This window comes from Polaromonas sp. P3_C2 (assembly GCF_056402675.1).
Genome location: NZ_JBFUGX010000393.1, coordinates 1 through 3,987 on the forward strand (window position 1 = coordinate 1; position 3,987 = coordinate 3,987).

Annotated in this window: 4 protein-coding genes and 1 pseudogene; 4 read left to right on the forward strand and 1 reads right to left on the reverse strand. The window is 64.1% G+C overall.

Annotated elements, in window-relative coordinates; translation table 11 throughout:
* The coding region (locus tag AC1DWI_RS15715; protein ID WP_477725174.1) for a LysR family transcriptional regulator at positions 1 to 402 on the reverse strand (402 nt) is incomplete at its 3' end.
* A gap of 128 nt (positions 403 to 530) precedes the next feature.
* Here AC1DWI_RS15715 and AC1DWI_RS15720 point away from each other — a divergent pair.
* From AC1DWI_RS15720 to AC1DWI_RS15735, 4 genes and pseudogenes are all read left to right on the forward strand, one after another.
* A complete protein-coding gene (locus AC1DWI_RS15720) occupies positions 531 to 1,118 on the forward strand; it encodes a cysteine dioxygenase family protein (RefSeq protein WP_477669043.1) in 588 nt (195 codons plus the stop codon).
* Between the two features lie 57 nt (positions 1,119 to 1,175).
* Positions 1,176 to 2,768 carry a rhodanese-like domain-containing protein gene (locus AC1DWI_RS15725; RefSeq protein ID WP_477725175.1) on the forward strand — a complete coding sequence of 531 codons (1,593 nt, stop codon included), beginning with the start codon at positions 1,176 to 1,178 and terminating at the stop codon, positions 2,766 to 2,768.
* A 69-nt stretch (positions 2,769 to 2,837) separates the two neighbouring features.
* Positions 2,838 to 3,833: a Bug family tripartite tricarboxylate transporter substrate binding protein gene (locus AC1DWI_RS15730; protein ID WP_477669041.1), complete on the forward strand. Its 996-nt coding sequence runs from the start codon at positions 2,838 to 2,840 to the stop codon at positions 3,831 to 3,833.
* A 26-nt stretch (positions 3,834 to 3,859) separates the two neighbouring features.
* A pseudogene (locus tag AC1DWI_RS15735) lies at positions 3,860 to 3,987 on the forward strand (cystathionine beta-lyase); the annotation flags it as partial.

Consider the following 3,987-nt stretch of genomic DNA (forward strand, 5'->3'; position numbering starts at 1 on the left):
CATCAGGAAAGGGCTGCGCCCCACATGGATGTCGAGCTGCAACAGCGGCGAAGCACGCGCCACCTGTGCCAGCAGCGTCGGCAGCATGGTGTCGGCCACGTCGTGCGGCGCGCCTATGCGCAATACACCCTCCAGGTTGCCTTGCTGCAGGCTGCGCAAGGCATCGTCATTGATGGCCAGCAGGTGACGCGCGTAACCGAGCAGCTTTAACCCATGCGGCGTCAGGCGCTTCTGGCGCCCATGCTTTTCAAACAGCGGATGGCCGATCTGGTCTTCCAGGCGCTGCATTTGTTGCGTCACCGCCGACTGTGTTTTGCCCAGCTGGATGGCGGCACCGGCAAAGCTGTCCTGCTCGTCGATGGCCATCAGGGCCCGCAGCAATTCCAGGTCAAGGGTTTTCATTCAAAGAGTTCGACAGGATTTACTTATTACAAATACTAATGTATTTATCTCTATTTCTGAGTTGTTTCAAGAATACGCCTTGACTATATTAGGCTCAATAAACCGAAACCTCACTCAGGAAAATCTCCATGAACGCAGCAGCACAGCGTAGCCAGGTGGTTGGCGCCGCCATTCAAAACATTAAAATTATTGTTGGGAGCGGTGAAGCAAATCGCCAGTCGCTGGCCAAAGTGCTCGCGGTCTTGAACCAGCTGGCCGGCCAGAAGGAGCTGTGGAGTGCCACGGATTTCGCTGCGCCCGAAAGCCCCGAACTGCAGGCGCGCTACCTGATCGCTGAAGACGCCGACCAGAGCTTCGCGCTTTACCTCAACGTGATGCGCCCCGGCAAACGCATCGTGCCGCACAACCACACCACCTGGGCCTGCATCAGCGCGGTGGAAGGCAGCGAGCTCAACCGGGTGTACGAACGCCAGGACGATGGCTCGGTGCCGGGCAAGGCGCAGCTCAAGGAGGTCAACGCCGTGGTGGTCGAGCCCGGCACGGGCATCGCCCTGATGCCCGAAGACATCCACTCGGTGGAGATCCCGGCCGGTCAGGTGATACGCCACTTGCACATGTATGGCCGCGCGCTTGAAACGCTGAACACCCGCACCGGCTACGACCTGGAAAAAGGTACGTACGAAACCATGGGCATCGGCGTGCAGACACGCCGCTGACCCCCGCGCACCCTTACCCCCTTCCCTGAATTTCCGAACCTACACGCCCCCTATCCCATGACACGTTTTGTAGACGCGGCCACGCTGAAAGCCTGGCTGCACGAYGGCGCGGAAATCGCCCTGTTTGATGTGCGCGAGCAYGGCCAGTACGGCCAGTCGCATTTGTTTTACGGCATCCCYCTKCCCTACAGCCGGCTTGAACTGGACGCACCGCGCCTGGCGCCGCGCCGCAGTGTGCGGTTGGTGGTTTATGACACCGACGGCAGTGGCGCAGCACCTTTGGCCGCGCGCCGCTTCAGCGCACTCGGCTACAGCGACGTGCAGGTGCTGCAGGGCGGCACAACCGGCTGGCAAGCCGCCGGTTTCCCTCTGTTTGCCGGCGTCAACGTACCGTCCAAGACCTTCGGCGAGCTGGCCGAACAGGTCTATCACACGCCCCGCGTCAGCGCGACCGAACTTGCGGCCATGCTGGAGCGGCAAGACGACGTGGTGGTGCTCGACGGCCGGCCGTTTTCGGAATTCCGCAAGATGAACATCCCGACGGCGATCAGTTGCCCGAACGGCGAGCTGGCCCTGCGCATCCGCGACCTGGTACCCAGCGATAACACCCACATCGTGATCAACTGCGCAGGCCGCACTCGCAGCATCATAGGCGCGCAAACGCTGATCAACCTGGGCCTGCGCAACCCTGTATCGGCGCTGGAAAACGGTACCCAGGGCTGGTACCTGGCAGACTTCAAACTCGAGCACGGCGGCACGCGCCGCTACAAGGACTCGGCCCAGCCCACAGAGCCTGCCGGCATGCGTGCGGCGGCCCAGGCGCTTGCAAAGCGTTTCGAGGTACCTGTCGTCGACGCACAGACTGTGCACGGCTGGGCAGGCGACGCGACGCGCACGCTCTTTTTGTGCGATGTTCGCAGCCCCGAAGAATTTGCACGCGGCAGCCTGCCGGGCGCGCAGCACACGCCGGGCGGCCAGCTGATCCAGGCCACCGACCAGTATGTGGGCGTGCGCCAGGCCCGGCTGGTGCTGTTCGATACGGACGGCATACGCGCCCTGACGGTCGCCAGCTGGCTGCGCCAGCTGGGCCACGACGCCAGCGTGCTGGACCAGGGCCTGGCCAGTGGTCTGGCGCTGCCCGCCACGGCGCCCGTGGCCCTGCCCGCGCTGCCCGCCACCACCGCGCAGGCCCTGTCGGCCGGGCTGGCCGATGGCACCGTGGCCGCCATCGACCTGCGGCCCAGCATGCAGTTTCGCCAAAACCATATCGCGGGCACATGCTGGTCCATACGGCCTCGCCTGGCACAGGCGCTGGCCGGTGAACACCGCCCGGTGGTGCTGGTTGCCGACGAGTCCGCTGTGGCCGCCTGCGCGGCCGTTGACCTCCAGGCACTGGGCCTGAAAGCCAGCCTGCTCGAGGGCGGCCTCGATGCCTGGCGCGCCGCCGGCTTTGCGCTGCAGGCCACTGACAACATCCCGGCCRACAGCGACTGCATCGACTACCTTTTCTTCGTGCATGACCGGCACGACGGCAACAAGGAAGCTGCCCGCCAGTACCTGGCCTGGGAAGTGAACCTGATCGGGCAGTTGGACGCGCTGGAACTGAAGGCATTCCAGTTGCCCGATGCCGCGGCCGCCCACCCCGCGTAATACTGATTTGGCCCCGCGCCGCCTCATTTTTTTTATTCATCTTTTGCCCCAATTCATTCAGGAGCCCCCATGCTTGCCAAACTGAAGTTCACCGCAGCCACACTGTGCTGCGCCCTCCTCTCCGTACACGGCGCCCCCTCAGCCCAACCCATGCCGCAGGTCGGCGGCTTCCCGAACCAGGCCATCAAGTTTGTGTCGCCTTTCCCGGCCGGCGGCGGCAATGACGCCACGACGCGCTTCGTGACGAGCCGCCTGTCCGACATCACCGGACAGAGCGCCATCGTCGACAACCGCGGCGGCGCCGGCGGCAACATAGGTGCCAAGGCCGTGGCCGACGCCAAGCCGGACGGCTACACCGTGCTCACAGGCCAGGTCTCGTTGATGGCCGTCAATCCCTCGCTGTATGCCTCGCCGGGTTTTGACCCGCTGAAAAACTTCCTGCCCATCACCCAGATCAATGCCGCGCCGCTGGTGCTGGTAGTGGCCAGCAACTCGCCCCTGAAAAGTTTTGCCGACCTCGCCGCGCAGACCAAAGCCCCAGGCGGGCGAGTCACCTATGCCACGCCCGGCAATGGCACACTCTCGCACCTCGTCGGCGTGGTTCTGGAAAAAGACAGCGCCATCAGCATGACCCACGTGCCCTACAAGGGCGCGGCGCCCGCCATCACCGACCTGCTGGGCGGCCAGGTAGACGTGCTCATTACCTCCACCGCCTCGGTGTCCAGCTTCATCCAGAACGGCAAGATGCGCGCCCTGGCCGTCACCAGCCCGCGCCGCATCGGCGTCTTCACCAAGGTGCCGACGCTGGAAGAGCTGGGCTACCGCAACACCACCTTTGAAGACTGGTACGGTTTCTTCGCACCGGCGGGCACGCCGCCCGAACGCGTGGCCTACCTGCACGACAGCATCGTGCGCTCGCTCAAGTCGCCGGAAGTCAGCAAGCTGATCACCGATGGCGGCAGCGAAGTGGTAGGTAACACACCGGCAGCTTTTACCGCGCAGCTCAAGGCAGACATCGCCCGCTGGTCGCGTGTCGTCAAGCTCTCGGGCGCCAAGCTAGACTGATCCCGGATTCATCAAACCTTCCCGACATGAGCAAAAAAACACCACCGGCCATCTCATCCAACGCGTCACCCCTGACCCGCCTGGTTCACGCCGGCAAGAAGCCGGCCTATGAAGGCGGCCGGCCGGTCAACCCGGCCGTGGTGCGTGCCAGCAC

Bases quoted from the DNA above. Each gene is read 5' to 3' on its own strand.
- AC1DWI_RS15720 (WP_477669043.1), top strand. From the start codon at position 531: ATGAACGCAGCAGCACAGCGTAGCCAGGTGGTTGGCGCCGCCATTCAA.
- AC1DWI_RS15730 (WP_477669041.1), top strand. From the start codon at position 2,838: ATGCTTGCCAAACTGAAGTTCACCGCAGCCACACTGTGCTGCGCCCTC.